This is a genomic window from Rothia mucilaginosa (genome assembly GCF_964211445.1).
GTDB classification, from domain to species: Bacteria; Actinomycetota; Actinomycetes; order Actinomycetales; family Micrococcaceae; genus Rothia; species Rothia mucilaginosa_E.
This window is the reverse complement of record NZ_CAXOQT010000030.1, coordinates 1-26057: the sequence shown is the minus strand read 5'-3', so window position 1 is coordinate 26057 and position 26057 is coordinate 1. Positions and strand designations below refer to the sequence as shown.

Annotated in this window: 21 protein-coding genes; all 21 read right to left on the bottom strand. The window is 61.3% G+C overall.

Translation table 11 applies throughout. The annotated features are described in order from the left end of the window. Positions 1-58: 58 nt before the first annotated feature. A complete protein-coding gene (locus tag AB8E48_RS07645) occupies positions 59-1075 on the bottom strand; it encodes a bifunctional riboflavin kinase/FAD synthetase (protein WP_368886308.1) in 1017 nt (338 codons plus the stop codon). A 256-nt stretch (positions 1076-1331) separates the two neighbouring features. After that, positions 1332-2042 carry a DUF4345 domain-containing protein gene (locus AB8E48_RS07640; protein ID WP_368886307.1) on the bottom strand — a complete coding sequence of 237 codons (711 nt, stop codon included), beginning with the start codon at positions 2040-2042 and terminating at the stop codon, positions 1332-1334. A 156-nt stretch (positions 2043-2198) separates the two neighbouring features. Further along, on the bottom strand, positions 2199-3296 hold the full coding sequence (gene truB / locus AB8E48_RS07635) for a tRNA pseudouridine(55) synthase TruB (protein WP_368886306.1): 1098 nt from the start codon (positions 3294-3296) through the stop codon (positions 2199-2201). After that, positions 3297-3737: a 30S ribosome-binding factor RbfA gene (gene rbfA / locus AB8E48_RS07630; RefSeq protein WP_070832699.1), complete on the bottom strand. Its 441-nt coding sequence runs from the start codon at positions 3735-3737 to the stop codon at positions 3297-3299. A gap of 172 nt (positions 3738-3909) precedes the next feature. Beyond that, the gene (gene infB / locus AB8E48_RS07625; protein WP_368886305.1) at positions 3910-6777 is read right to left on the bottom strand and encodes a translation initiation factor IF-2; all 2868 of its coding nucleotides are present in this window, start codon (positions 6775-6777) and stop codon (positions 3910-3912) included. Positions 6778-6996: 219 nt separating this feature from the next. Beyond that, positions 6997-7338, bottom strand: coding sequence for a YlxR family protein (locus tag AB8E48_RS07620; protein ID WP_368886304.1), 342 nt, complete (start codon positions 7336-7338; stop codon positions 6997-6999). Positions 7339-7589: 251 nt separating this feature from the next. Beyond that, entirely contained in the window at positions 7590-8660 is a 1071-nt protein-coding gene (gene nusA, locus AB8E48_RS07615) for a transcription termination factor NusA (RefSeq protein ID WP_368886303.1), read from the bottom strand. Positions 8661-8769: 109 nt separating this feature from the next. After that, on the bottom strand, positions 8770-9441 hold the full coding sequence (gene rimP, locus AB8E48_RS07610; RefSeq protein WP_049345046.1) for a ribosome maturation factor RimP: 672 nt from the start codon (positions 9439-9441) through the stop codon (positions 8770-8772). 2 nt (positions 9442-9443) lie between these two features. After that, entirely contained in the window at positions 9444-11276 is a 1833-nt protein-coding gene (locus tag AB8E48_RS07605; protein WP_368886302.1) for a proline--tRNA ligase, read from the bottom strand. A 112-nt stretch (positions 11277-11388) separates the two neighbouring features. Then, a complete protein-coding gene (locus AB8E48_RS07600) occupies positions 11389-12534 on the bottom strand; it encodes a GNAT family N-acetyltransferase (RefSeq protein ID WP_368886301.1) in 1146 nt (381 codons plus the stop codon). 285 nt (positions 12535-12819) lie between these two features. Then, on the bottom strand, positions 12820-13962 hold the full coding sequence (gene ispG / locus AB8E48_RS07595) for a flavodoxin-dependent (E)-4-hydroxy-3-methylbut-2-enyl-diphosphate synthase (protein ID WP_044142245.1): 1143 nt from the start codon (positions 13960-13962) through the stop codon (positions 12820-12822). Positions 13963-14101: 139 nt separating this feature from the next. Beyond that, positions 14102-15457, bottom strand: coding sequence for an RIP metalloprotease (locus AB8E48_RS07590; RefSeq protein WP_368886300.1), 1356 nt, complete (start codon positions 15455-15457; stop codon positions 14102-14104). A 217-nt stretch (positions 15458-15674) separates the two neighbouring features. Beyond that, on the bottom strand, positions 15675-17723 hold the full coding sequence (locus AB8E48_RS07585; RefSeq protein WP_368886299.1) for an ABC transporter ATP-binding protein/permease: 2049 nt from the start codon (positions 17721-17723) through the stop codon (positions 15675-15677). Positions 17724-17732: 9 nt separating this feature from the next. Beyond that, positions 17733-18923 (bottom strand): secretion protein HlyD, encoded by a 1191-nt coding sequence (locus AB8E48_RS07580; protein WP_368886298.1) that lies wholly within the window; start codon positions 18921-18923, stop codon positions 17733-17735. 183 nt (positions 18924-19106) lie between these two features. Further along, positions 19107-19961, bottom strand: coding sequence for a chromosome partitioning protein ParA (locus AB8E48_RS07575; RefSeq protein WP_368886297.1), 855 nt, complete (start codon positions 19959-19961; stop codon positions 19107-19109). Positions 19962-20224: 263 nt separating this feature from the next. Beyond that, the gene (dxr, locus tag AB8E48_RS07570; RefSeq protein ID WP_368886296.1) at positions 20225-21550 is read right to left on the bottom strand and encodes a 1-deoxy-D-xylulose-5-phosphate reductoisomerase; all 1326 of its coding nucleotides are present in this window, start codon (positions 21548-21550) and stop codon (positions 20225-20227) included. 120 nt (positions 21551-21670) lie between these two features. After that, positions 21671-22258, bottom strand: a complete 588-nt coding sequence (locus tag AB8E48_RS07565) for a cell division protein DivIVA (protein WP_070847199.1) — start codon at positions 22256-22258, stop codon at positions 21671-21673. A 216-nt stretch (positions 22259-22474) separates the two neighbouring features. Continuing rightward, a complete protein-coding gene (locus tag AB8E48_RS07560) occupies positions 22475-23383 on the bottom strand; it encodes a phosphatidate cytidylyltransferase (protein WP_368886295.1) in 909 nt (302 codons plus the stop codon). A 6-nt stretch (positions 23384-23389) separates the two neighbouring features. Beyond that, positions 23390-23947, bottom strand: coding sequence for a ribosome recycling factor (frr, locus tag AB8E48_RS07555; RefSeq protein ID WP_005507069.1), 558 nt, complete (start codon positions 23945-23947; stop codon positions 23390-23392). A 295-nt stretch (positions 23948-24242) separates the two neighbouring features. Continuing rightward, the gene (gene pyrH, locus AB8E48_RS07550; protein ID WP_005507067.1) at positions 24243-24986 is read right to left on the bottom strand and encodes a UMP kinase; all 744 of its coding nucleotides are present in this window, start codon (positions 24984-24986) and stop codon (positions 24243-24245) included. Positions 24987-25181: 195 nt separating this feature from the next. After that, positions 25182-26012, bottom strand: coding sequence for a translation elongation factor Ts (gene tsf / locus AB8E48_RS07545; RefSeq protein ID WP_005507065.1), 831 nt, complete (start codon positions 26010-26012; stop codon positions 25182-25184). Positions 26013-26057: the final 45 nt, after the last annotated feature.

Genomic DNA, 26057 nt, shown 5'->3' with positions numbered 1-26057 from the left:
CTGCCGCCGGGGCTTCAAAGCCGTTAAAGGCAAAAGCTATGAGCGCAGGCTGTTGCTCTTAGAGATGAGGATGCTTCACTTCCGCCTGCACCGGGCACTCCGGCGGGCAGTAGTTCTTCGCGTCCTCAGCCAGCACCTCGCGGGTCTGCACCACGTCATCGTTAATCTGCTCAATCAGCGCCTCAACGCCGGTGTACGCCACCATGGGGCGCAGACGCTTCACGAACTCAATCAGCACACGCTGACCGTACAGGTTGAAATCCTCCACGCGCTCCTCGGGGCGGTCAATCACGTGCGCCTCAACCTGGCGGTGCTCAATACCGTCAAAAGTCGGGTTCGTACCCACCGAAATAGCGGAGGGGTGACGGTTACCGGATTCGTCTACGAGCCAGCCGGCGTACACGCCGTCGGCGGGAATCAGGCCGCGCGCCTCCAGCTCAAGGTTCGCGGTCGGGAAGCCCAACTCGCGGCCGCGTGCCAGACCGTGCACAACCTCACCAGCCATCATGTGGTGGCGGCCCAGCAGCTCGGTTGCGGCAGGCATATCGCCCTCCAGCAGCAGCTCACGGATGCGGGTCGAGGAGCAGCGGGTGTTCTCATCCACCATCAGATCCTCAACGACCACGACCTCAAAGCCGTACTTCTCCCCCAGCTCACGCATAGTGTTCAGGTCGCCAGAGTTGTTCTTGCCAAAGCGCACGTCATCACCAATGACCACGAAACGCGCATTCAGCGCATCCACGAAAGTGGACTTCACGAACTCCTCGGGGGTCTGCGCAGCGAACTCCAGATTGTAGTTCAGCAACAGGTAGTCGTTCAGGCCCAGCAGGCACATGAAGTAGCGGCGCGAGCCCTGACCCATAATGTCGTGGTGGGGCACCTCGGGGCGGTGCACCTGCATCGGGTGCGGGTCAAAAGAGACCGCGATAGAGCTCAAACCGTGCTCTTCAGCAAGGGAGACCACGCGCGAAATCACGCGGGCATGTCCACGGTGCACGCCGTCAAAATTGCCGATGGTCACGACCGAGGGGCCGTAGCCGGCGGGGACCTCGCTCAAAGCGGTGTAGAGGGTCACGGGCTCTCCTGAAAAAGATAAATGTACCTATCCATCCTAGACCACAGGCGGCAGGATGCAGAATTCAAAACGGGAATCAACAGGGAATGGGACGGTGCCCCTCTCAGGCGATGCCCTCTCCTCTGCCGTCACGGAGTCTGGAGGCGCCTCCGGCACACCTCAAGGCACACGTGGAAAATCCACACCACCACCCCGCCCACACGAAAGCCCGGGTAGGCACCCCACCGTGCGGCAGGAACCTCCCCGGGCGTTACGACTACTTACGAGCCTGGTTACGAGAAGCCTTCAGCATCTCCTCGCGAATCTTGTTGGACTTGTTAATCCAGCCGTACCAGACCAGCAGGCAGGGCGGGATGACCAGCTCGGTCACCATCAGCACGATCAGCGACCAGTGCGGGGTGCCGAAGAACGCCCACGACAGGATACGACCCACGCCGCCCAGGAAAACCACCAGGCAGGAGAACGCGAGCATGTTCACCCACTTGAACTTCAGCGCGATAAACACGAAGGACAGGCCCACACCCACATAGGTTGCCGCGAAGAACACGTAGTTCGACTGCACCGAGGGATTCGCAAAATCCTGAGGCGCATCCGGAATCACACGGATACCACCCAGAACCTGCCACACACCGTACGCAATCATGAACAGACCGTACAGCGCCACCGCCGCACGGAACGCCGCACGGTTCTGAGGCTTAGCCGCCTCCTCAATGCTCTTGGGGCGGGCAAACGCCTCGCGGGTTGCCTTCTTCTCAGCCTTCTTAGCTGCCTTCTGCGATGCCTTATCACCGGCAGCCGGTGCGGTCACGCGAACACCTTCGGGGGTCTTCGCCGCAGAAATAGTGGACTCAGCAGGCTTAGCAGTACCCGCCTTCGCGGCAGCTTCAGTCTGTGCAGACTCTACGCGCGGTACCGGCGCGGTACGAGGCTCACTCGCCTTCTTAGCGGAGCTCTGGTTCTCGCTCATCTTCTCTCCTTCAGCAGGGCCGGGGCACCCGCACGAGTAGTCATGTGTGTTCAGGGTTGTATCAGTTAGCGCGTTGAATGAATAGGACGCTGAATCAATAAGGGTTCAGGAGGTGCAAACGCCGAACCCTCTTCGCCCATCATAATGCCTCAACACCTAGTTGAAGGAACGATTCGCCTCAAAAACCAGCACCGGGGCGGCCTGCACCTTCCCACGCTGCTTCTTATTCTCCAGCAGGGCGACCAGGGTACCGTCCGGGGCGAAACCCGCCACAATACCCTCAACGCTGGCATGCTGCACCGCGCCGGACTCATCCGCGCTCGCGTGCACGGAACGCTTCACCACGGAACCGTCGCCACTGGGGCTAATACGGCGGCCGTAGGAAATATCGCTCGCCTCCGCTGCCGTGAGCTCACGCGCACCAAAGATGCGGCGTGCTGCCTCCTCCAGGGGTAGCAGCGGCAAATCTTCCAGCGGTGCCTCCGACTCTTCGCGGCGCTGCTTCAACTGCGCCAAATCCGCGGCATCCTCAAGCACCACAGCACCCACACGGGTACGACGCAGAGCCGTCAGGTGACCGCCGGTGCCCAGAATCTTGCCCAAATCACGCGCCAGGGCACGAATGTAGGTGCCCGAGGAACACGAGACCGTCACCTCACAGTCAATCACGGGAACCGAGGTTGCCGTCTGCTCGCCCTCGTTCTCGGGGTCCTCAATCACGTACTCGGCAAAGCCGGGGTTGATGGAATGTACCGTGAACTCGCTAATCGTCACCGGACGCGCCGCCAACTCAACCTGCTCACCGCTACGCACACGCGCATACGAGCGAACACCGTTGATTTTGATAGCAGACACCGCAGAGGGAACCTGCAGAATATCGCCGCTCAACTGCGCCACAGCCTCCAGGATGCGCGCGCGCATCTGCTCAGCGCCCAAACCGGTCAGGGCCTCAACGGCGTCCGGGTGGGCGGCAGTGTGCTCGCCCTCGGCGTCCTCCGTCAGAGTCTCAATGCCCAGGCGAATCGTCGCGTCGTAGGTCTTATCCTGACCGACCAGATAGGTCAGCAGCTTCGTCGCCTTATTGATGCCCAAAATCAGCACGCCGGTCGCGGCAGGATCCAGCGTACCGGCGTGACCAACCCGCCGGGTGCCAGCAATACGACGCATCTGAGAGACTGCGTCGTGGCTGCTCATCCCGGCGGGCTTATCAATGACCATCAGGCCGGACGGGCCATGAGGTTGCTTCTTCGCCACTTAGGCGTCCTCACCCTCGGCAGGCTCATCCTTCTTGTAGGGGTCAGCCTCACCAGCGTACTCGGCGCCCTCGGCAGCGGCTGCCAGCTTGGCGTCGCGCTCGCGGGTCTCACGCAGAAGCGCCTCAATGTGGAAGGCGTTCTCGGGAACCTCGTCAGCAACGAAAGTCAGGGTGGGGGTCAGGCGGGCAGTGATGTTCTTACCCACCTCGGAGCGCAGAATACCCTTAGCGGATTCCAGCGCCTTCTTGGTGTTTGCGGCGTCCTCTTCGGAGCCAAACACGGTGTAGTAGAGGGTTGCGTGCTGCAGGTCGTTGGTCACGCGGGCGTCGGTAATGGTCACAAAACCGAGGCGGGGATCCTTAACACGACGCTCCAGCGCCTTCGCCACAATTACCTTGATGCGATCGGCAAGTCGTGCCGCGCGGGCTGCATCAGCCATGTGTTTCTCCTTGAAATCTCGTGGTGCTTCCGCGAACACTCGGGGTGTTACGGAGGCGTTCCAGGTAATGCGGAAGCGCCCGCCCCGCCAGCGTCCGCCCCGCAGGCTCCAGTTTTAGAAGCCTGCGGGTGCGGGAACACTAGCGGGTGACGGGCGCATCAGCGTGTGAGCCTTAGACACGCGGCTTTTCGCGCATCTCCCAAGTCTCGATAATGTCGCCTTCCTTGATGTCGTTGAAGGAGCCGAGGCCAATACCACACTCGAAACCTTCGCGAACCTCGGTAGCGTCGTCCTTGAAACGACGCAGCGACTCGATGGTGAGGTTCTCTGCCACCACGGAACCGTCGCGCACCAGGCGTGCCTTGGCGTTGCGCTTGATGATGCCGTTCTTGACGATCGAACCTGCGATGTTGCCCCACTTGGAGGAGCGGAAGACCTCGCGAATCTCTGCGGAGCCGAGCTCCACTTCCTCGTACTCAGGCTTGAGCATACCCTTGACGGCCTGCTCAATTTCCTCAATCGCACGGTAGATAACCGAGTAGAACTTCATCTCGACGCCTTCGCGGTCTGCAAGTTCTGCAACGCGCTCTGCCGGGCGGACGTTGAAGCCGATGATGACCGCGTTGTCCACGGTTGCCAGGTTCACGTCGTTCTGGGTAATAGCACCCACACCGCGGTGGATGACGCGCAGCTGAACCTCGTCGCCACCGGCGTCGATCTTCATCAGGGACTCTTCCAGTGCTTCCACAGCACCGGAGACGTCACCCTTAATAATCAGGTTCAGGGTGTCCATCTTGCCCTCAGCCACAGCGGCATCGAAGGACTCGAGGGTCACGCGCTTACGACGCTTAGCCAGCTGAGCGTTACGATCAGCAGCCTCACGCTTCTCAGCAATCTGACGAGCGGTACGCTCTTCCTCAGTGGAGAGGAAGGTGTCGCCTGCACGAGGAACGGTGGACAGACCCAGCACCTGAACGGGGCGGGACGGGCCAGCTTCCTTCACAGCCTGACCGTTCTCATCGAACATTGCACGAACGCGACCGTGAGCAACACCGGCAACGATAGCGTCACCGACGTGCAGAGTACCGGACTGAACCAGGACGGTGGAAACCGCACCGCGGCCCTTATCCAGGTTTGCTTCAATAGCAACACCGCGTGCTTCCTTGTTCGGGTTAGCGGTCAGTTCGAGCACGTCAGCGGTCAGGGTGACAGCCTCAAGCAGCTCGTCGATGTTGGTGCCGTTGCGGGCGGAGACATCCACGAACATGGTGTCGCCACCGTACTCTTCGGGGATCAGACCGTACTCGGTCAGCTGGCCGCGGATCTTGTCCGGGGACGCGCCTTCCTTATCGATCTTGTTCACAGCAACCACGATCGGCACGTTAGCTGCCTGTGCGTGGTTCAGTGCCTCAACGGTCTGGGGCATAACGCCGTCATCCGCTGCGACCACGAGGATTGCCACGTCGGTAACCTTCGCACCACGGGCACGCATAGCGGTGAACGCCTCGTGACCGGGGGTATCGATGAAGGTAATCGCGCGGTCTTCACCCTCAACGGTGGTGTGGACCTGGTATGCACCAATGTGCTGGGTAATGCCACCGGCCTCACCCTCAATGACGTTGGTGTTACGGATAGCGTCCAGCAGGCGGGTCTTACCGTGGTCAACGTGACCCATGACGGTAACAACCGGGGGACGAACCTCCAGAACATCCTCACCCTCAGCTTCTGCTTCGGCTTCGAGGTTGATGTCGAAGGACTCGAGCAGCTCGCGTTCCTCATCCTCCGGGGAAACAATCTTGATGACGTAGCCCAGTTCGGCACCCAGCAGCTCGAAGGTCTCCTCGTCCAGGGACTGAGTCTGGGTAGCCATCTCACCCAGGTGGAAGAGAACCGTAATCAGCGATGCCGGGTTTGCGCCAATCTTCTCAGCGAAGTCCATGATGGACGCGCCGCGGCGCAGACGAATCTCGGTCGAGCCGTCGCCGCGAGGAACAACCACGCCACCGGGTGCCGGTGCGTTCAGCTGCTCCTGCTCATGGCGGCGAGCTGCCTTGGACTTGCGGCCCTTACGCTTGGAGCCACCGCGACCGAATGCACCCTGTGCGTTGCCGCGACCGCCGGGGCCGGGACGGCCCGGACCGCGGTTGAAGCCGCCGGAACCGCCGCCGCGACGTGCGCCGCCGCCACCGTTACCGCCACCGTTGTTGGAGCCGGACGCACCGCCACCAACGTTGGAAACCTTGGGCATCATCGAGGGGTTCGGGCGTGCACCGCCGCCACCAGCCGGACGGGGCGCACCGGGACGTGCACCAGCTGCCGGGCGGGGGCCACCGTTACCACCGGGACGTGCGCCACCTGCGGGGCGGGGACCGCCGTTACCGCCGGGGCGTGCGCCACCGTTGCCACCGGGACGACCGTTACGTGCCGGACGGGGACCACCGGAACGCTGGGAGTCGCCGCCACCACGCTTCATACCCTGCTGGGATGCGAAGGGGTTGTTACCGGGGCGAGGACCGGGCTTGGGGCCGGGCTTCGGAGCGGCAGGCTTGGGTGCTGCCGGCTTCGGTGCTGCCTCGGGGCGTGCCATGCCCTGCTGGGATGCGAAGGGGTTGTTACCCGGGCGGGGGCCGCCGGGCTTGGGAGCTGCTGCCGGCTTTGCGGCGGGCTTAGCTGCTGCAGGCTTGGGAGCTGCGCCCTCAGCTGCTGCCGGCTTTGCGGCGGGCTTAGCTGCTGCAGGCTTGGGTGCCGGCTTAGCGGCAGGCTTTGCCGCTGCGGGCTTGGGGGTTGCCGCAGGCTTAGCGGCGGGCTTTGCCGCTGCGGGCTTGGGAGCCGGCTTAGCTGCCGACTCCGCGGGTGCTGCCTTTGCGGCAGGCTTAGCGGCTGCGGCGGGGAATTCCGCGCGCAGCTTCTTCAGAACCATGGGGTTCAGGGTGGAAGAGGAGCTCTTAACGAACTCGCCCATATCCTTGAGCTTGGCGATAACTTCCTTGGAAGGTACGCCTACTTCTTTAGCAAACTCGTGTACTCGAGGCTGAGCCAAATTTTCTCCATTCCCGGTCCGCACCGGGAATGGTGCGGACACTAATGTTTACGGGGTGCACGCCCGAAGGCGCGCCAATTCGTGAAATTGCCGGTGGGTGAGCACGAAAGGGTACTCATTTCGCGGCACTCATTAGATATCCATCAGTTTTCTGACTCGCTTTCAGATAAGAAGTCGTCAAACTCGTTGACTTACAGAGGGCATATACCCGAAAAGCGTCTATGAGGGGGTCGAGTCCGCAATCACGGCTCGAATCTGCTCACAGCACGCCTGCAGCTGGGCTGCAGGAACCGCTTTTTTGAAGGCGCGCGCCAGACCGTTCTTTTTCTGTAGAGCGGCTACGCACTTTTCGCTCGGATGGATCCAAGCGCCTCGTCCGGGCATAATTCCCGCCACATCGGGCTGATAGGGCGGGGTGTCCGCCTGCTCGGTAGCAGACGTGACGGGTGTGCGGGCGATGCGTAGCAGGTTGCGCTGTTCATCGCGGGCACGGCATCCGATGCAGGTGCGGACCGGTCCTTCAAACACTTCGGAGGTTGCGGTGAGGTCGTAATCGCTCATGGTCCTCTCCCCTCTCTAGCGTGTGTAGAACCGCGTTCGCGGTACATTCGTGATGCTCTATCCGGTGCGTGCGAGGGCGCGTTAAAGCGCCCGGTTACGCACCGGTACATCTTAATAGTGTATCCCGTTTTTAAGAATCATGGGCAAAACTGTGACGCAGGCGCAAGAACACCGGGCACGTTGCTGCCCGATCTCTTGCGCCTGCATCAAAAGGATATGCCGCGGGATACGCCCCTCACCGGGGCTAATGCTTATTCAGCGTCCTGTGCGGACTCTTCTGCTGCTTCTTCTGCCAGGCTACGAGCCACGCGAGCCGCGACCTCTTCCTCGGCACGAACCTGAGCGTACTTGGACTCGGAGAGAATATCGATACGCCAGCCGGTCAGCTTCGCTGCCAGACGCGCATTCTGACCCTCACGGCCGATAGCCAAGGACAGCTGATCATCCGGAACCACTGCGCGAGCGGAGTACTCACGCGGGTTCGCGATAATGACCTCGGTGACCTTCGCCGGGGACAGCGCCGCAGCGATGAAAGTTGCCGGATCGGTCGAGTAGTCGACAATGTCAATCTTCTCGTCGTTCAGCTCGGCAGCAACCGCACGCACACGGGCACCCATATCGCCGATGCACGCACCCTTCGCGTTAATGGTCGGGTTCTTAGCGGACACAGCAATCTTGGAGCGGTGACCAGCTTCACGCGCGATGGAGTTAATAGCAACCAGGCCCTCAGAAATCTCGGGAACCTCGTGCTCGAACAGGCGCAGAACCAGGTTCGGGTGCGAACGAGAAACCACAATCGAGGGGCCCTTCGGGCCGCGGCGAGCCTCAACCAGGTAGGCGCGCAGGCGGGTACCGTGCGAGTACTTCTCACCCGGAACCTGCTCGTTGCTGGGCAGAACAGCTTCAACGGTGCCCAGGTCAACCTGAACCATACGCGGGTTGTTGCCCTGCTGGATCACGCCGGACACCAGGGTGCCCTCACGGTCCTTGAACTCGCCCAGAACGGATGCGTCCTCAGCGTCACGCAGACGCTGCGAAAGCACCTGGCGGACGGTTGCGGCAGCGATACGGCCAAAGTTGTTCGGGGTATCGTCGAACTCGTCAATCTTCTGGTTGTCCTCATCAAGCTCAGGAGCCAGAATGACGAACTCGCCGGTAGTACGGTCGATGACGGCACGAGAGCCCTTAATAGCGCCGGGCTGCTTCATGTACGCGAGCAGCAGGGCGTTCTCAACCAGGGTGAAGAGCTCCTCCATGACGAGAGAGCGCTGCTTCGCCAATGCGCGCAGTGCGCCCAGGTCAATAGTTTTAATATCCTCCACGCTTTTCAGCCTTTCCCAGTTAGCACGGCGCCGGGACGCTTAGTGCGCCCCGGCTCCCGAACGGTATATACCTGGCACGGAGCACCCCGTGCCTGAAGCTTTAATAACTCTATTCTACCGGCTCAGCAGGCGAATTGAAGTCAATCTCGACGTGAGCAGAAGCAATATTTTCCCACGGAAGCAAAGACGGCTCGTGGTACGACTCCTTCTGACCCTTCTTCGTGTTCTTCTTACGAGCCAGCACCGGACCCTCGTCCTGCACCTCGTGCAGACGCGCCAGATACTCGGTACCGTCGGGGGCGGTCACCGCAATCAGGCGGGTGCGGGCACGCTCCCAGTGGCGGCGCTCAGTCAGGGCGCGGGTAGCACCCGGCGAGGACACCTCCAGCTCGTAGGGGAAGAACTCGTCGTTCTCATCCGCACGGTCCAGAGCGCTCGAAATCGCGCCGGAAATCTCCGCCAGAGAATCCAGCGACAGCGAATCGGTACGCTCAGCGGTGTAGTCCACCGTAATCTTCACGGTACGGTTCGCCGCCGGGCCCGAAATCTTCAGGCCCTCCAGAACCAGCGAGAACTCAGAAATGACCGGGGCAATCGCCTCGGCAACCTCCTCCTCGCGGATCGCGCGGGTACCCACGCGCACCGGTGCCTCCACCACGGGCTCACGCTCAGCGCGAGTACGGGAAGTGTTCACACCGTTCGCCACGCGGGATGCGGCACGGCGAGCGCGCGCATTCGGGGCGCTCTTCTTAGAGCCAGAACGCTTCGGCTTGTACGCCACGATTACGCTCCCTTGACCTCTGCGATGACCTCAGCCACCGCGTTCTCAACGGACACCTCACGAGCCTCACCGCTACGGCGGTCCTTCAGCTCCAGCACGCCGTCCTTGAAGCCGCGACCAATCACCAGGATGGTGGGCACGCCCAGCAGCTCGGCGTCGCCGAACTTCACGCCGGGGCTGGTCTTCGGGCGGTCATCCAGCATAACCTGCAGGCCAGCGGATTCCAGGGATGCGCTGAGCTCTTCAGCGTACTCGTGGGATGCTGCGTCCTTGCCGGTGACGACGATGTGAATGTCTGCGGGCGCCAGGTTACGCGGCCAGATCAGGCCCTTCTCGTCGTGGTTGCCCTCGGCGATAGCGGCAAGTGCGCGGGTCACGCCCACGCCGTAGGAACCCATGGTCACGGTCTGCAGCTTGCCGTTCTGGTCCAGAACCTTCAGGCCCAGTGCCTCAGCGTACTTGCGGCCCAGGGCGAAGATGTGGCCCATCTCGATACCGCGGGCTGCCACCAGCTCGCCGGAGCCGTCCGGTGCCGGGTCGCCTTCACGGACCTCGCACGCCTCGATAACGCCGTCGGCGGTGAAGTCGCGGCCGAAGACCAGGTTTGCCACGTGCTTGCCCTCTTCGTTTGCGCCGGTGACCCAGCGGGTACCGCGCACCACGCGGGGGTCAACGAAGAAGGGAATGCCGGTTGCGGAAGCCACCGCATCCTCGTCCTCGGAGTGTGCACCGAGCAGGGGTGCGTCCAGGCTCAGACCGGGGCCAATGTAGCCCTTGACCAGCTGAGGGAATGCCTTCAGGTCCTCTTCGCTGGCTGCCTCAACCTCAACCTCGCCGCCGATGCCCAGCAGCGCGCCAATGTTGACCTCAACGCGGCCCAGGTCCACGGCACGGTCGCCGGGAACGCCCACGGCGAAGACCTTACGCTCGCCGGAGGGGGTGATGACGGTGCCCAGGAAGCACTTGAGGGTCTGCGAAGCCTCGATGGCGCCGCCGGTCACCTCGGTGTGCAGTTCGTTCATACGCTCCACCAGGGTCTCAATGGTGGCGGAGTCGGGGGTGTCCACGACGATTGCCGCCGGGGTGTCCTCGGTGATTTCGATTTCCTCGGGAACCACGGTGGTCACGGCCTCAACGTTAGCTGCATAGCCGCCAGCCGAACGCACGAAAGTATCCTCACCGATGGGGGTCGGGTGCAGGAACTCTTCACTGCGGGAGCCACCCATCGCGCCGGACTGCGCGGTCACAATGACAATCTCCAGGCCCAGGCGCTCGAAGATGCGCTGGTAGGCGGCGCGGTGCGCCATGTACGCCTCGTTCAGGTCCTCATCGTCAATGTTGAAGGAGTAGGAGTCCTTCATGACGAACTCGCGGCCGCGCAGCAGACCCGCGCGGGGGCGCGCCTCGTCGCGGTACTTGGTCTGAATCTGGTACAGGTAGACCGGCAGGTCCTTGTAGGAGGAATACAGGTCCTTCACCAGCAGGGTGAACATTTCCTCGTGGGTGGGTGCCAGCAGCATGTCTGCGCCCTTACGGTCCTTGAGGCGGAAGAGGTTATCGCCGTACTCGTCCCAGCGGTTGGTTGCCTCGTAGGGTTCGCGGGGCAGCAGTGCGGGGAAGTGAACTTCCTGCGCGCCGATGGCGTCCATCTCTTCACGGATGATGTTCTCGACCTTGCGCAGTACCTTCAGGCCCAGGGGCAGCCAGGTGTACACGCCGGGGGCTGCGCGGCGGATGTAACCGGCGCGGACCAGCAGCTTGTGGCTGGCGACCTCGGCATCTACGGGGTCCTCGCGCAGAGTGCGCACGAAGAGGTTGGAAAGGCGAAGTACCACGATTCTCCTTGAAAGGTCGATAGGTTTAGGTAGGGTGCCCGAGGCTCACCGGGTGAGCCGTAAAGAAGGCACAGTCGTCTTTAATTTTATAGCGTTTTAGGGTTCGGCGTGTTTAGCGCTCAAAAATGATGGTCGAGAACTGCCCAATCTGCTCCCAACCGGTCCCCCGGTACATGGCGAGCGCGCGGGCGTTGTAGTCGTTCACGTACAGGCTCAAGTGCGGGTAGTGGCGCTGCAGAATCTGCGCGGCGGCGGCAAAGAACGGCTTAGCCAGCCCGTAGCCGCGGTAATCCGGGTGCAGCCACACGCCCTGCACCTGCGCGGCGTCCAGGTTCACGATGCCCGCATCCGCTTTGAAGATAACGCGCCCGTTCACATCGGTGACAATGGCGCTGCGCTGACCGGCAATGAGCGTGCGCAGGCGCGCCGCATAGCCGTCACCGTAGCGGGCAATCGGGTCGAAGCCGACCTCCTCGGTGAACATGGCGGCCGCGGCGGGTAGCAGCTCCCCCAGGTCCGCGGAGGTGGCGAGGCGCGCATACCCGGCAGGCTCACCGATGAGTTGAAAAGCACCGGTGGGGGCATCGGCAGGTTTGAGGGGCGCGGGCAGGTGCTCCGGCAGCTCGGGAAGCTCCGCCTCGTAGAAGCGGGCGAGGTCCTTCTCCGGCGGCAGGTACAGCAGCGGCTGTACGGGGCGCTCCGACAGAACCCGCGCACGGTGATCGCACCCATCACGCAGGCTCGGCTGCAGCATCTGCAGCAGCGGAACCGGGCCCTTACCGCCCCGAGTCTGCTCGCACAGCTCCTGCATGCGCGTCCACAGGGGCATCACGAAGGCGCTCTCACCGAACATGGAATCCAGGCGAGAACCCACCTGCAGCAGCAGCTGCGCCAGGGCGTCACGATGCGCAAGCGCCGTAGCATCCAGGGTGGGGGCATCAGAGGTTTCTGCCTGTTCGGCAACATCATGTTCAGCATGTTCAACCGCGGCATGTTCAATAGCGGCACCGCACAGTCGCACCGGCACCACATTCGAGCCCAACAGCAGCACACAGCACAGCTGACCGTCACGCTCACAACCCACGAAACCCTGATAGTAGTGCAGCGGAATACGCGGCGCCTTCGCCGGAAGAGGGCACGCCAAATAGTGCTCAATGGGGTACAGATTCGGGACCGGGTCGCTAAAAAGGACGTCCTCCAGCTCATCGCACCACCGAGCATCCAGGGCAAAAACGTGTTCCTTCACGCGATCAGGCATAGGGAAAGAATCCATCGACGAAGCAGCCCGTCTGCCGCGCTTGGATTTAGAGCGGAAAGAACTTGGGCGAAGAGAAGATAAAAGATTAAGCATGCTGTGTTGAGTGATAGGAGTTGAGCGATAGACAGATGAGTGACAGTGCGGGGCGCACCCCAAAAAGTAGCCGAATCATGCGGCGACAACCGGCGGCGACAATCAGCGGCGACAAGCACAAAGCCTGCCACCACCATAACCGGAAAAACGCGGAGGCGCCCCTCACCAGGGCGCCTCCGCGCACAAAGCTAACTAGCTCACCGAAACAGCCGGGGAACCCTCGGGAACATACTCGCCCGAAGCCTCCATCTCAGCAGCAATACGGGTCGCCTCTTCAATCAGAGTCTCAACGATCTGATCCTCAGGCACAGTCTTAATGACCTCGCCCTTCACGAAAATCTGGCCCTTACCGTTACCGGACGCCACACCCAGGTCAGCCTCACGAGCCTCACCCGGACCGTTCACCACGCAACCCATCACGGCAACACGCAGCGGAACCTTCATGTGCTCCAGGCCCTTAGTCACGTTCTCAGCAAGCTCCCACACGTTCACCTGCGCACGACCACAGGACGGGCAAGACACAATATCCAGCTTGCGGGGGCGAAGGTTCAGCGACTCCAGGATCTTAGTGCCCACCTTCACCTCCTCAACCGGAGGAGCAGACAGCGACACGCGGATGGTGTCACCAATACCCTGAGACAGCAGAGTACCGAACGCCACCGAGCTCTTAATAGTGCCCTGGAACGCCGGACCAGCCTCAGTCACACCCAGGTGCAGGGGCCAGTCACCGCGCTCAGCCAGCTGACGGTACGCCTCCACCATCACCACAGGGTCGTTATGCTTCACAGAAATCTTGAAATCACGGAAACCGTGCTCCTCAAAGAGCGAAGCCTCCCACACAGCAGACTCAACCAGAGCCTCCGGAGTAGCCTTGCCGTACTTCTCCAGCAGACGCTTATCCAGCGAACCAGCATTCACACCAATACGCAGAGAAACGCCGTGGTCCGAAGCCATCTGAGCGATTTCCTTCACCTGGTCGTCGAACTTACGGATATTACCCGGGTTCACACGCACAGCACCGCAACCAGCCTGAATAGCCGCATACACGTACTTCGGCTGGAAGTGGATGTCAGCAATCACCGGAATGCGGGACTGCTTCGCAATAATCGGCAGAGCCTCCGCATCCTTATCGGTCGGGCACGCCACACGCACAATATCGCAACCGGCAGCGGTCAACTCAGCAATCTGCTGCAGAGTCGCACCAATGTCGTGGGTCTTAGTGGTCGTCATCGACTGCACCGAAATCGGAGATTCAGAACCAACACCGACAGAACCCACCTTGAACTGACGGGTTTTACGACGCGGCGACAGAACCGCAGGAGCGGGCTTCGGCATACCAAGGCTGACCGACAAGGTTTTCCTCCATACATGGGTTGTGAAGGACGTACGACGCATCCTTCGTTCAACTTTTTATTGTGCCACTGACGCGAAAGAAAGCACTAATACGGGTACCCTTACCGCGCGTGACAACACGCTAAAACAGGGTGATGGGCTTAACAATATCCGCCACAATTAGGATGATGGACATCACAATGAATGCGCCCGCCACCACATACGTCAGCGGCAGCAGCTTCACCGGATCAAACGGGCCCGGATCCTTACGCCCAGTCAGACGTGCAAAGAAGCGACGCACACCCTCCCAGAGCGCACCCAACACGTGGCCACCATCCAACGGCAACAGCGGAATCAGATTGAACGCAAAAAGCATCAGATTCATATTCGCCACCAGCGAGACCAACATCGCGGCCTTCGCCTTCACATCAATACGGTCAGTAGCCGTCACCTCACCGGCAATACGGCTCACACCCACCACAGACACGGGCGACTCAGCACTGCGCTCGCCACCAGTCACCAGAGTCACCGTCAGCTCCCACACACGCTGCGGCAGCGAAAGCATCGACGAACCCACACGCGAAAGCGTATCGCCCACCATCGCGGGCACCTCAGCAATAGAACCGGGCACCAACTCACTCGACGGAGAAACACCCACAAAACCGCCGCGAGTCGTCGCAATCGAACCATCCGCAGCACGCGCATACTGGCCCTTACCGTCAGAAACCGGGCGAATCATCTCAACCGGAGTCACCGACAAATCCAGACGCTGACCATTACGCTCCACCGTCAAAGTGCTCGGGTGAGAACCCGCCGCACGAATCGCCGAAGACACAGCCTCCCACGAACCAGTCTGGGTACCGTTCACCGCCACCACACGGTCACCCACCTGCACGCCCGCAGCTTTAGCCGGCGACGGGGTGGACTTATCCGTACACTCGCCATAGCTGATCGAATCATGGGTCACGCTCACGCTCGGCACGCACTCAGACACCGCCGACACCTTATTCGTCACCTGCGCCGTACCAAAACCGCACACCAAAATAGCCGTGCAGACCACGCCAATCAGCAGGTTCATCGTCGGGCCACCCAACATAATCACCATGCGCTTGAGCACCGGCAACTTATAGAACAGGCGGTTCTCGTCGCCCGGCTGCAGACGCTCGGCATCTGCTGCACGCGCCTCCTCAGCCAGGGACGCAAACGGGCTCGTGCTCCCCGAATGGCCCTCCTCATGGTGATTCTTCACCTCAGCAGGGCTCGGCGGGTACATGCCAATCATCGAAATGTAGCCACCCAACGGGATCGCCTTGAAACCGTACTCAGTCTCACCGCGGCGGAAAGAGAACACGGTCTTACCAAAGCCAATCATGTACTGCGGGACGCGCACATTGAACAGCTTCGCGGGCACCAGGTGCCCCACCTCGTGCAGGGCAATCGAGACGGCAATAGCGATTGCCATGAGGATAATGCCCACAGCGTACAGCAGGATTTCCACGCTTTTTCTCGTTTCGGTTCGGGGATACGAAGCTTCTAGGATACTCGCTTAGCCTGTGAAGGCGCCCTCCCCCGCTTTCTTTTGGGTTTGTTTGGGACGCGTTGTGGAGGGGCGGTGTTCGTCCTCGTTCCTACAGGGGCACCCGCCCTCGCTTCGCTTCGGGCACCCTGATGTCACTTTCGGACGACACCGCCCCTCCAAACCCTACTCAGCGCGACTAGCCTGCCGCCAAGGTCTGTGCCGGGTCAATACGCGATGCCTTCGCCGCCGGGTACAGACCAGCCAACACACCAACCAGTGCGCCAGCGCCCAGTCCCAGCAGGATAGTGTCAGCACTGATAATCGGCGTCCAACGGTTCATCAAAGACACAATCGAAATGCCGTTAACTGCCAGCACAATACCAGCCACCGCGCCCAGGATGCCGGTCAGCAGCGCCTCCGCCGAGAACTGCAGCAGAATGCCCGAAGGGCGCATACCAATAGCCAGACGCAATCCAACCTCACGGCGACGCTCCATCACCGCAACCAGGAACGTATTCATAATGCCCATCGCACCAATTACGAGGGTAATAACGCTCATCGCAAGAAGCATAGTGCGTTGCTGCTGGTCGACAGCCTCACGAAGAGTCTTCGGCTCCGGCGGAACACTCACGCTATACAGCGCAGGGCGTTCCGGCGAGAGCGCGTACGGTGCTTCCTCCGCAATCTGGTTTGCGGCACCGGCAACAGTACTCACCACAATCTGAGTGGAACGCTTACCGGTCTGCGCCGCAGCGCCACCACCACCGGCAGCGGGCTGTGCTTCTTCAGCATCGGCGCCAGGCTTCGCGCCCAGAGGCAGGTAGACCGAACCGTACGAAAGAGTCAGCGAGGGATTCTCCCGCACCACACCGATGACGGTGTACGGCTCATCGTGAATATAAACCGTGACCCCGGGGCTATAGGGCAGCGCAAGCTGGCGCATCACGCTTTCGCTGAGCACCGCAACCTTATCGTTACGCTCCACGTGCCCCTCATCGAAGGTACGGCCCCACACCAGCTCGTGACCCTGCACGCTAAAGATAGTGGGCGTTGCAGCAAGGACGGACGCCGTCACGTTAGCGCCGCGCTCGCCAAAGTTGTCGGGGCCGCGCTGAATATCGGTGGATTCATCCAGCTGATCCACCAGCGCGGTACCGGTCACTCCGTTCAGCTGGCTAACACGCCGATAATTCTCGCTTGCCGCTAGGCTCAGAAGTTCAGCCCGGCTCATAGCTTCGGTTCGGGTAGAGCTAATCGTCAGGTGCTTAGCTCTAAAAATGTCGAAGCTGTCCGCCAGCTGCCCAGAAATGGTGGCGGTCAGACCAACGGTCAGCACAAGCGAAGCGATACCCAGAACCACACCAAGCATGGTGAAGATATTGCGCCTCACCCGGTGAACGGTAGCGTCCCACGCTTCTTTGAGGGAGGCGAGCGCCCAGGGTGCACGCCCGCTCCCCTGCGGCTTAGATGCTTGTTCCTCAGTAAAGCTAGGCTGGTTCAGAAGCTCACGAGCGGTCGTTTCTTCCTGCTGCGGCGCTTTCTGCTCGATGAGCTGCCCCTCGTGCATGCGCAGCACCCGGTCGCAGTGCTCCGCCACGAGCGGGTCGTGGGTAATCACAATCGTGCTTTGCTGATCGCCCGTACATTCGCGGAGCAGGTCAATCACTTCACGGGTGAGCTCTTCATCCAGCGAGCCGGTCGGCTCATCACAGAGCAGCAACGCCGGTTCTCCAATGAGTGCACGAGCAATAGCTACACGCTGCTTCTCGCCACCGGAGAGAGTGGTGATGGGCGCATCCGTCCGGTGGCTCAGCCCCAGCAGGGCGAGAGTATCCGCAACACGTTGCGTTCGCTCCGCTTTGGGCACACCACGGTAGATGAGCGGTAGCTCAACGTTGCGGTACACGTTCTTATGCTCGATGAGGTGGAACGCCTGGAAGACGAAACCGATGTTGTCCAGGCGCGCTTCAGCTCGCTGTGCCGCGGTGAAGCTTGCGGTGTCTGTACCGTCCAGCAGGTAGCTGCCGGAGGCGGGCGTGCTGAGCAGACCGAGGATGTTCAGCAGGGTTGATTTGCCGCTGCCGGACGGTCCCAGGATTGCAACGACTTCTCCGTAGCGGACTTTCAGGTCAATATTTTTGAGCACGTCAATTCGAGTGTCACCCTGCATAAAGTGCTGGGACACTCCCTGAATATCGACGCTATAGGCTGGTGGGTGCGCGTGAGCGGCACGGGAGTCAGTCATGGCTACTCCCTACTTTTTCTCGCGCATGATTTTGACGCTGTCGCCTTCGTGCAGGTCACCGGTGACGGCGTTCTTGCCGTTGGCGTTGCTGATGACGGTAACGGTTACCTCGCGTTCTTCGCGGGCCTTCGATCCGTTGGAGCTTTCGGGGCCGAGCACAATGACTCGGGTCTGTCCATCACGGGTGTAAAGCGCCGATGAGGGCACGACCAGGTGCGCTTCGGGGGTTTCTTCGAGGGTAAGTTCCGCGTTGACGGCGCCTCGAAGGCTGTCCGCCTTATCCCCTACGTCGAGGGTGAGGATACGTTCCCCTTCGGTGCTTCCTGCCGCACCGGCTGCGCCGTTGAGGTTAGAGCCAGCCGCGCCTTCTGCACCATTAGCCTGGCGACCGGCCTGGCTGTTGCCTGCAGCGCCAGCAGCTTCAGAAGTGTTCTTGTATCCGAGGGTTGCAACGTACTCAGTATCACCGAGAGAGGGCACGGTTACCTTCTGGCCGCTACGAGCTTCGGGGGTGAGCCTACCGGTGGTTCCGGTGCAGCTGAGAGTCTTGCTACCTTCTGCAATGGTGGCTACGGGACCATCTGCGATAGCGCCGGTTGCGCGGGGGTTGCCGGTGACAACTCCGGCACGGTTGATGATGAGGAAGTAGCGGGAGGGAATAGGCTGGTCAGTCTTGACGTGCGCGTAGCCAAAGCTGTCGAGGAGGTTGTTGAGAGCCTCGTAGGTGTCTTCGGTAATGCGCGCGGGCTGCGGGCCCTGACGCCCCATGGCGGTCAGTGCCTCGTTGAGGAGGGCAGCGTCGGGGCCGCTGTCGTCGAGCTTGAGGTCGCGGTAGAGCGCGAAGCCGCCGGTGAGGGTGATGAGCGGTTCACCGTTGACTTCTGCGATGAGGGTGCCGTTGCCGACGGTGTCACCGTGTTTGATGGTGATTGCGGTGTACTGTCCTTCGCCGCTGTAGCGTAGCGGGGTTGAGGTGGCGTAGTTCGCGGTGCAGGTCAGCGGCACGGTGGTGCGCAGTTTTTCGCGGGTGACCGCGGCGGTGATGGTGGAGGGGTCCGGGGGTGCCGCTTCCGCATCTTTTTGGGCGGTGGTTTTGATGTTTTGGGCGCTGATGAGCGTGCCGACGGTGATGATGAGAAGCAGGGCGATAATGCCGTAGAGCCAGAGGGTTTTCTTCTGGCGGGTGGGGGTGGCGCTCATGGTGTCCCTTCTTTGGGTGCGCGTGTGGGAACGCTATTATCTGTGCCGTTTGGGCTTAGGGGCGGCGATGCCGTGTGGGGTTAGTTTGTGCCCGGCACGGGGATACGTGCCGGGCACAATACGCTGTGACGAGGTGTAGCCGTTGCAGCTACCCTGTACGCCTGTTCTGGTTAGTCCACAGGATTAGCTCAGAATCTTTCGGGCGTTCTCTTCAGCAGTTTTCTTGGCGGTGGTCACCTGCTCGATGAGGCCCTGCTCCTTTTCGAGGAAGGAACTCAGGTAAGCGATAGCCATCTTTCGCTGTTCTGCATCTAGCCCGGTTGCTTCGCGGCAGGTCGCATCGTTGATCGCCAGCTCGTGGGTGTCCTGGTTGTTCTGGCGGTACTGTTCGCGAGCCATATCCGGAGACGTGTACTCGCCTCCGAAGCGTTCCTTCATGCACTGTGCCCACTTCTCGGTGGCGGGCCCAAGATCTTTGAAGATTGCGTCGTTGTTAAGGTAGTGAACCGCAGTGACGTTGACCTTTTTTATGATCGCACGGGATTCTTCTGAACCGAAGACTGCGCGGGTGGCTTCTTGCTGGCAACCGCCCTTTCCTTCAGTGCCGTGAAGAGCCTGCATTTCGGCGTCGCTCATAGTGCGGCTCTGCTCTTCCAGCTCAGCAGTTACCAAAGACCAGCGCTCTTTGTATCCGCGAGTGCGGGCATCCGCGACGGTGAGAGGTTCGAAACCAGCGGTCTGTAGCAGCGGGGGTTCAGTTTCTCCGGCAGGAACCTTGTAGTTCGGGAATCCTCGTTCAGCCATGCACTGGCTCAGGGAACGCTGGTAGGCACGGGCAACGTTGTCAGAAAGTGAAGCGAGGTTCTCTACTTTTTCGATAGCTTGACTATCGGGGCTCTTGGAGGCGCTATACGCCTTCTCAGTGTTAGCGGACGCCGAGGAGTCGGCGCTGGGCTGCCCGGACCCGCAGGAGCTAAGCATCAAGGTCAGCGGGAGTATAGCCCCGGCAAGGGCTCGTAGGGTGTTCGGTCGACGCATAGGGGCACTTCCTCGTGAAATATATGCTGCATCTTTGTTCACTCGTTCGGGGGTCTTCGTTGTTTGCCCTAGAGAGAACATATTTTGAACACTAGCCTACTATGGGCCGGGAAGGGAGGCAAGGGGGCGCGGAGGGGCGGTGTCGTCCGAAAGTGACATCAGGGTGCCCGAAGCGAAGCGAGGGCGGGTGCCCCTGTAGGAACGAGGACGAACACCGTCCCTCCAAGCCCCAATCCGGGGGCAAGCACCGCCCCCAGAACCGGTTAGTTGCCGGTCATACCCAGCAGCTCATTCGCACGAACGCGAGCCCAACGCTCCGCGTTCAGCACCGCCTCCAGCGTCAAATCAGCGTCAGAAACAGCCTCAGCGCTGCCGGTGTGCTCCTCCAGCACGCGCGCCACCGAATCAACAATGTCGGTAAAGCGAATCGCACCCGCGTGGAATGCCGCCACGGCTTCCTCGTTGGCGGCGTTGAATACTGCCGGGTGGGTGCCGCCGACCTTACCGGCGTCCTTGATCATGCGCACGGCGGGGAATGCTTCCTCGTCCAGCGGCTCGAAAGTCCAGGATGCCGCCTTCGACCAGTCGCACGCAGGCACGGCGCCGGGGATGCGGTGCGGCCAGGTCAGACCCAGCGCGATGGGCAGGACCATGCTCGGCGGCGACGCCTGCGCGATGGTGGAGCCGTCCACGAACTGCACCATGGAGTGCACGACGGACTGCGGGTGTACCGCTACGTCGATACGGTCCAGGTCCACGCCGAACAGGTGGTGTGCCTCGAGCACTTCGAGTGCCTTGTTGACCATGGTGGCGGAGTTGGTGGTGACGACCAGGCCCATGTCCCAGGTGGGGTGTGCGAGCGCCTGCGCGGGGGTCACGTCGTGCAGCTGCTCGCGCTTGTAGCCGCGGAACGGGCCGCCCGATGCGGTCAGAATCAGCCGGTCGATTTCGGCGTCGGTTCCGGAGGCGAGCGCCTGCGCGAGGGCGGAGTGTTCGGAGTCGACGGGCACCATGGGGGTATCCAGGGGGGATGCGTCGACGGCGGCGCGTACGAGCGGGCCGCCTGCGATGAGGGATTCCTTGTTGGCGAGTGCCACGCGGTAGCCGCTGTTGAGGGCGGTGAGGGTCGGTTCCAGGCCGATAGAGCCGGTGATGCCGTTCAGGACGGTGTCTGCCGGGTGTGCTGCCGCCTGTACGGATGCTTCGGGGCCGTGGGCGATCTGCGGGGTGTAGCCGGTGACGCCGGCTTCGGAGGCTGCCGCCTCGATGAGTTCGCGCAGGCGCTGTGCGTCCTCGGCGGTGCCGCTGGTGGCGACCAGTTCGGCGCGCACGTGCACTGCCTGGCGTGCGAGCAGCTCGAGGGAGCGAGAGCCCGCCGAGAGGGCGACGACCTTCAGCGGTGCGTCGGCGGCGGAGGCACTGGTGCCCTTGAGCGCGGCGAGGTGGTCGATGACTTCCATGGCTTGGGTGCCGATGGAGCCGGTCGAGCCGAGGAGGGTGACGCGCTGCGGTGCGCGGGTGAGTTCTGTGAGGGCGTCGGTGAGGCGGTCGCGGCTGCCGCCGACGCGTGCTGAGGATCCAAACTTCATGGTTCTAGTGTCTCATGAGCTCGCGGGTACGTTCGGGCATACGCCTGCGTTTAGGGCTGTCCTCAGCATAGAAGAATCCCCCACCCTGTCGTACGGGGCGGGGGATTCAACACATACGTTTTAGAGCAAATCCTGCAGCAGCTCAATGCAGCGGTCCAGGAAAGCGTCCACCTGGGATTCCTCGTAGCTGACGGTGCCCGAGGCGGGGCGGAACTTTGCGTGGCGCACCACGGAGGGGTCCAGCGGCTCCTCGCTGTTGAGCTGGGCGTACACGCGGTCGCAGATGGCGTCCACGTCGCCGACAAAGTAGCCCATATGGCGGCGCTTGCTGGGGCGGCGGAAACGCTCACCGGCGGGGCGTTCCAGGCGGCCCGCGAGCAGCTCGCCGGTCTCTACGAGGGAGCGTTCCCAATTGTCCAGGCCGTACGCCTCAATGTAGCGGCTACGTTCGAGCTTGGCGAAGCGTTCCTCAATCTTTTCGAGAGCGCGGTCGACCACGTCCAGCTGGTAGCCGCCGGGTTCTTCACGGAAGACGACCTGGCGGATTCGTCGGGAGGTGTAGAGGTCTTCGGGCAGTTCGGAGGCTCCGCTGAGCTTCTCGTAGTCCTCGGCGAGGCGGGTGAACAGGCGGTCTACTTCACTACGCTTGTAGCCGGGTTCGGTTTCTCCGGCACGGGCAAATCCGCCTCCGCGGGTGGTGCTTGCCAAAGTGGGCTCCTCTCGACGATTGAACTTTAAGAATACCAATGCGCAGGCTACCTGACGCAAGGTTGGCGGGCGGTGTCTTAGATATAGTCCCTTGCTTTCCTGACTTCTGCGCCCCTATTCAGCGGATACAGCAAACCGGGTACAGCAAAGGCGGAACGCCCCTCCCCCACTCGTGGGAAGAAACGCCCCGCCTCCGAGCAATAAAAGCTTGAAGCTTTAGAGCGGCATAATAAACCGGAAAATCAGGCAACCAGCCGCCGCAGCGAAAAGAATCGAGTCCAGGCGATCCATCATGCCGCCGTGACCGGGCAGGATATTCGACATGTCCTTCACACCCATACGGCGCTTGAACACGGACTCCACCAGGTCACCGGCAGTCGAAGCGACCACCATGACCGCAGCCAGCGGAATAGCCCAATACCAGGGCGAACCCATGACCGCCAACGCGATAGCGCCAACCACCGCCGAGCCGACGAAGGAGCCAGCCAGGCCCTCCCAGCTCTTCTTCGGAGAGATCTTCGGCGCCATCGGGTGCTTACCCCAATTCACGCCGGCAATAAAGCCGAACGTGTCATTGCAGATGGCCATCAGCAGAATCATGAGGACGCCGCGCTCGCCGTGGTCGGTCTGGAAGTAGACCATGGCGATGCCCAGCATCAGCGGCACCCACAGCAGCGCGAGGGCGCTACCGCTCAAAGACTTACCCAGTGAGACCTGACGGTCAGCACGCACGAGAGCAGAAGAGAGCAGCAGCACCAGCAGGCTCACCGCCAGGGCGATGCCCAGCCCGGTAAAACCGAACAGGTAAGACACCACCACAATTGCGCCAGACAGGCCACCCAGCAGGTATTCCGGGATGCCGTAGCCGCGGCGGGTGTTGAGCACGTGCCCAATCTCCCAGGCACCAAGGCCAGCCGCAGCAGCTGCAATCACCACAAAAATCGGCTGGTAGATTAGGCCAAGCACCAACAGCACACCGAAACCAACGCCCACGCCAATGGCGGCGGGCAGGTTACGGCCTGCTTTGGCGCTACGCGACTTCACGGGGGTTACCGCCGCCTGCGGGCTCTGTTGTGGAGCCGGCTGTGCGCCTCTCTCTTCTTTCGCTTCTTTGCGTGCACTCATCAGGGTTTAGACCTCGAGCAGTTCAGCTTCCTTGTGCTTGTACAGTGCGTCGACCTGGTCGATGTGCTTCTTGGTCAGTGCGTCCAGTTCCTTCTCAGCGCGTGCGCCTTCGTCCTCACCGATTTCGCTGTCCTTGACGAGCTTGTCGATAGCGGTCTTAGCGTGGCGGCGGACGTTACGGATGGAGACACGGGACTCTTCAGCCTTGTGGTTGACGAGCTTGGTGTATTCCTTACGGCGCTCAGCGGTCATTTCGGGCATGACAACGCGGATAGCTGCACCGTCGTTGCTGGGGTTAACACCCAGGTCGGAGTCACGCAGAGCCTTCTCAATAGCTGCCAGTGCGGTCACGTCGAAGGGAACGATCTTGACGGTACGTGCGTCCTCAACGTTGAAGGACACCAGCTGCTGCAGCGGGGTCGGTGCACCGTAGTACTCTGCGGTCAGGCCGCTGAAGATTGCGGGGTTCACACGACCGGTACGAACCTTAGCGAACTCAGTCTTGGTTGCTTCGATGGTCTTTTCCATCTTCTCGCCGGCTTCGGCAAGGATTTCTTCGATCACGAAAGGATCTCCTTTGTCGGAATTCTGGGGTGCCAGAATTGTCGGTGGGCGCACGCTCAGCCCTCATGATTCCCCACCGGTCCGCGGCGCATCCGAGGCAAAAACCTTAGGAATAACGCGAAATCGGCGGGAAAGAGGCAGAACGTCGTATTTGATATAAGTCTAGACGGTACCGGCGGGCATAAGCGAGTTTTAGCGCCTACCCGCGCGGTACCGTCCAGAATAAGTCCGCGCTATCGAGCACGGTCACAATCAGAGGGGGCACCAGGCATGCCCCAACCTAAAAATTTAGGTGTTAGCGAGTAACGAGGGTACCCATCTTCTCGCCCAGGATTGCGCGGGTCACGTTACCCTCGCCCTGCATACCGAACACGCGCATGGTCACGTTGTTGTCACGGCACAGGGAGAACGCGGTCTGATCCAGCACGCGGATATTACGCTGCATAGCCTCATCGTAGGTGAGGTTGTACAGGCGCTCAGCGTTGGGGTCCTTGTTCGGGTCCGCAGTGTAGATGCCGTCCACGCCGTTCTTGGCGACCAGAACCTCGTCCGCGTGGATTTCCAGGGCGCGCTGCGCAGCCACAGTGTCGGTGGAGAAGTAGGGCAGACCCGCACCAGCACCGAAGATCACGACGCGATCCTTCTGCATGTGGCGGATTGCGCGGCGAGGAATGTAAGTCTCAGCAACCTGCGGCATGGTGATAGCGGACTGAACGCGGGTGTCGATACCCTCCTGCTCCAGGAAGTCCTGCAGAGCCAGGGAGTTCATGACGGTGCCGAGCATACCCATGTAGTCTGCACGGGAGCGGTCCATACCCGCCTGAGAAAGCTCAGCGCCACGGAAGAAGTTGCCGCCACCAATCACGATGGAGGTCTCAACTTCGCCAACGGTTGCGGCGATCTGCTTAGCGATGCTGCGCACGACCTCGGTCGAAATGCCAACTTCACCGCCACCAAAAACCTCACCGGAAAGCTTGAGCAAAACGCGGCGGCGGCCGGTCTCGTCACGGTGCATCGGGCGGGGATTCGCTTCAGTCATGGTTCCTCCAGTGGCTTACCTAGGGATTGTTATGGGTGATTGGGGCGGGCTCCTGCCGCCTAGTCCTTATCAAGGATACAGCAAAGCCGGGTAGCCACCACTGGTGACTACCCGGCTTCAGGCTATAATCCCAACCTCATACGATTTCCCTTACCGGGAACCCGTAATACGGGAGGGTAGAACTGCAGCGAGTCCTTATGCACCCACGCGGAAACGTGCGAATGCGGTTGCGGTTGCGCCAGCCTCGGACAGAACCTGTGCAACAGACTTCTTGGAGTCCTTTGCGAAGTCCTGATCCAGCAGGGTGTTCTCCTTGAAGAAGCCCTTCAGGCGACCCTCAACGATCTTGTCCAGAATCTTCTCGGGCTTGCCCTCAGCGATTGCGGTCTCGCGAGCAACGCGCTTCTCGGTCTCGATCTGGTCTGCGGGGATGGACTCGGAATCCAGGTACTTGGGGCTCATTGCAGCAATGTGCACTGCAACGTCGTGTGCGATCTCGTCGGTGTTCTCACCGGAGACAGCCAGCAGAACGCCAACCTGTGCGGGCAGGTCCTTGGAGGTCTTGTGCAGGTAAACTGCAACGTTCTCGCCCTCAACGCGTGCAACGCGGCGGACAACGATCTTCTCGCCGAGCAGTGCACCAGCGTCGGTGGTCAGCTCCTCAACGGTCTTGCCCTCGTAGGATGCAGCCTGCAGCTCTTCCAGGGTGGAAGCGTCAGCAGCAATAGCAGCCTCGAGCACGTTCTGGCCGAAAGCGATGAAGGGGTCGGACTTTGCCACGAAGTCGGTCTCAGAGTTGACCTCGATCATGTAGCCAACGCCGTTCTCAACGCGTGCAGCTACCAGGCCCTCAGCGGTTGCGCGACCCTCGCGCTTGGTGATGCCCTTCAGACCCTTAACGCGGATGATCTCGGCAGCCTTCTGCTGGTCGCCGTTAGCCTCGTCCAGAGCCTTCTTGACGTCGAGCATACCTGCGCCGGTCTTCTCGCGCAGTGCCTTGATGTCTGCTGCGGTGTAGTTCGCCATTGTGAACTCCTTGTGTTGCTGTAATAAATCGGGATGACATCCCGG

Excerpts from the sequence above, each read along its gene's own strand:
- AB8E48_RS07640 (WP_368886307.1), bottom strand. The coding sequence starts at position 2,042 with ATGAGCGAGAACCAGAGCTCCGCTAAGAAGGCGAGTGAGCCTCGTACC.
- rbfA (WP_070832699.1), bottom strand. The coding sequence starts at position 3,737 with ATGGCTGATGCAGCCCGCGCGGCACGACTTGCCGATCGCATCAAGGTA.
- AB8E48_RS07620 (WP_368886304.1), bottom strand. The coding sequence starts at position 7,338 with ATGAGCGATTACGACCTCACCGCAACCTCCGAAGTGTTTGAAGGACCG.
- AB8E48_RS07600 (WP_368886301.1), bottom strand. The coding sequence starts at position 12,534 with ATGCCTGATCGCGTGAAGGAACACGTTTTTGCCCTGGATGCTCGGTGG.
- ispG (WP_044142245.1), bottom strand. The coding sequence starts at position 13,962 with ATGCCGAAGCCCGCTCCTGCGGTTCTGTCGCCGCGTCGTAAAACCCGT.
- AB8E48_RS07585 (WP_368886299.1), bottom strand. The coding sequence starts at position 17,723 with ATGACTGACTCCCGTGCCGCTCACGCGCACCCACCAGCCTATAGCGTC.
- AB8E48_RS07580 (WP_368886298.1), bottom strand. The coding sequence starts at position 18,923 with ATGAGCGCCACCCCCACCCGCCAGAAGAAAACCCTCTGGCTCTACGGC.
- AB8E48_RS07575 (WP_368886297.1), bottom strand. The coding sequence starts at position 19,961 with ATGCGTCGACCGAACACCCTACGAGCCCTTGCCGGGGCTATACTCCCG.
- dxr (WP_368886296.1), bottom strand. The coding sequence starts at position 21,550 with ATGAAGTTTGGATCCTCAGCACGCGTCGGCGGCAGCCGCGACCGCCTC.
- AB8E48_RS07560 (WP_368886295.1), bottom strand. The coding sequence starts at position 23,383 with ATGAGTGCACGCAAAGAAGCGAAAGAAGAGAGAGGCGCACAGCCGGCT.
- pyrH (WP_005507067.1), bottom strand. The coding sequence starts at position 24,986 with ATGACTGAAGCGAATCCCCGCCCGATGCACCGTGACGAGACCGGCCGC.
- tsf (WP_005507065.1), bottom strand. The coding sequence starts at position 26,012 with ATGGCGAACTACACCGCAGCAGACATCAAGGCACTGCGCGAGAAGACC.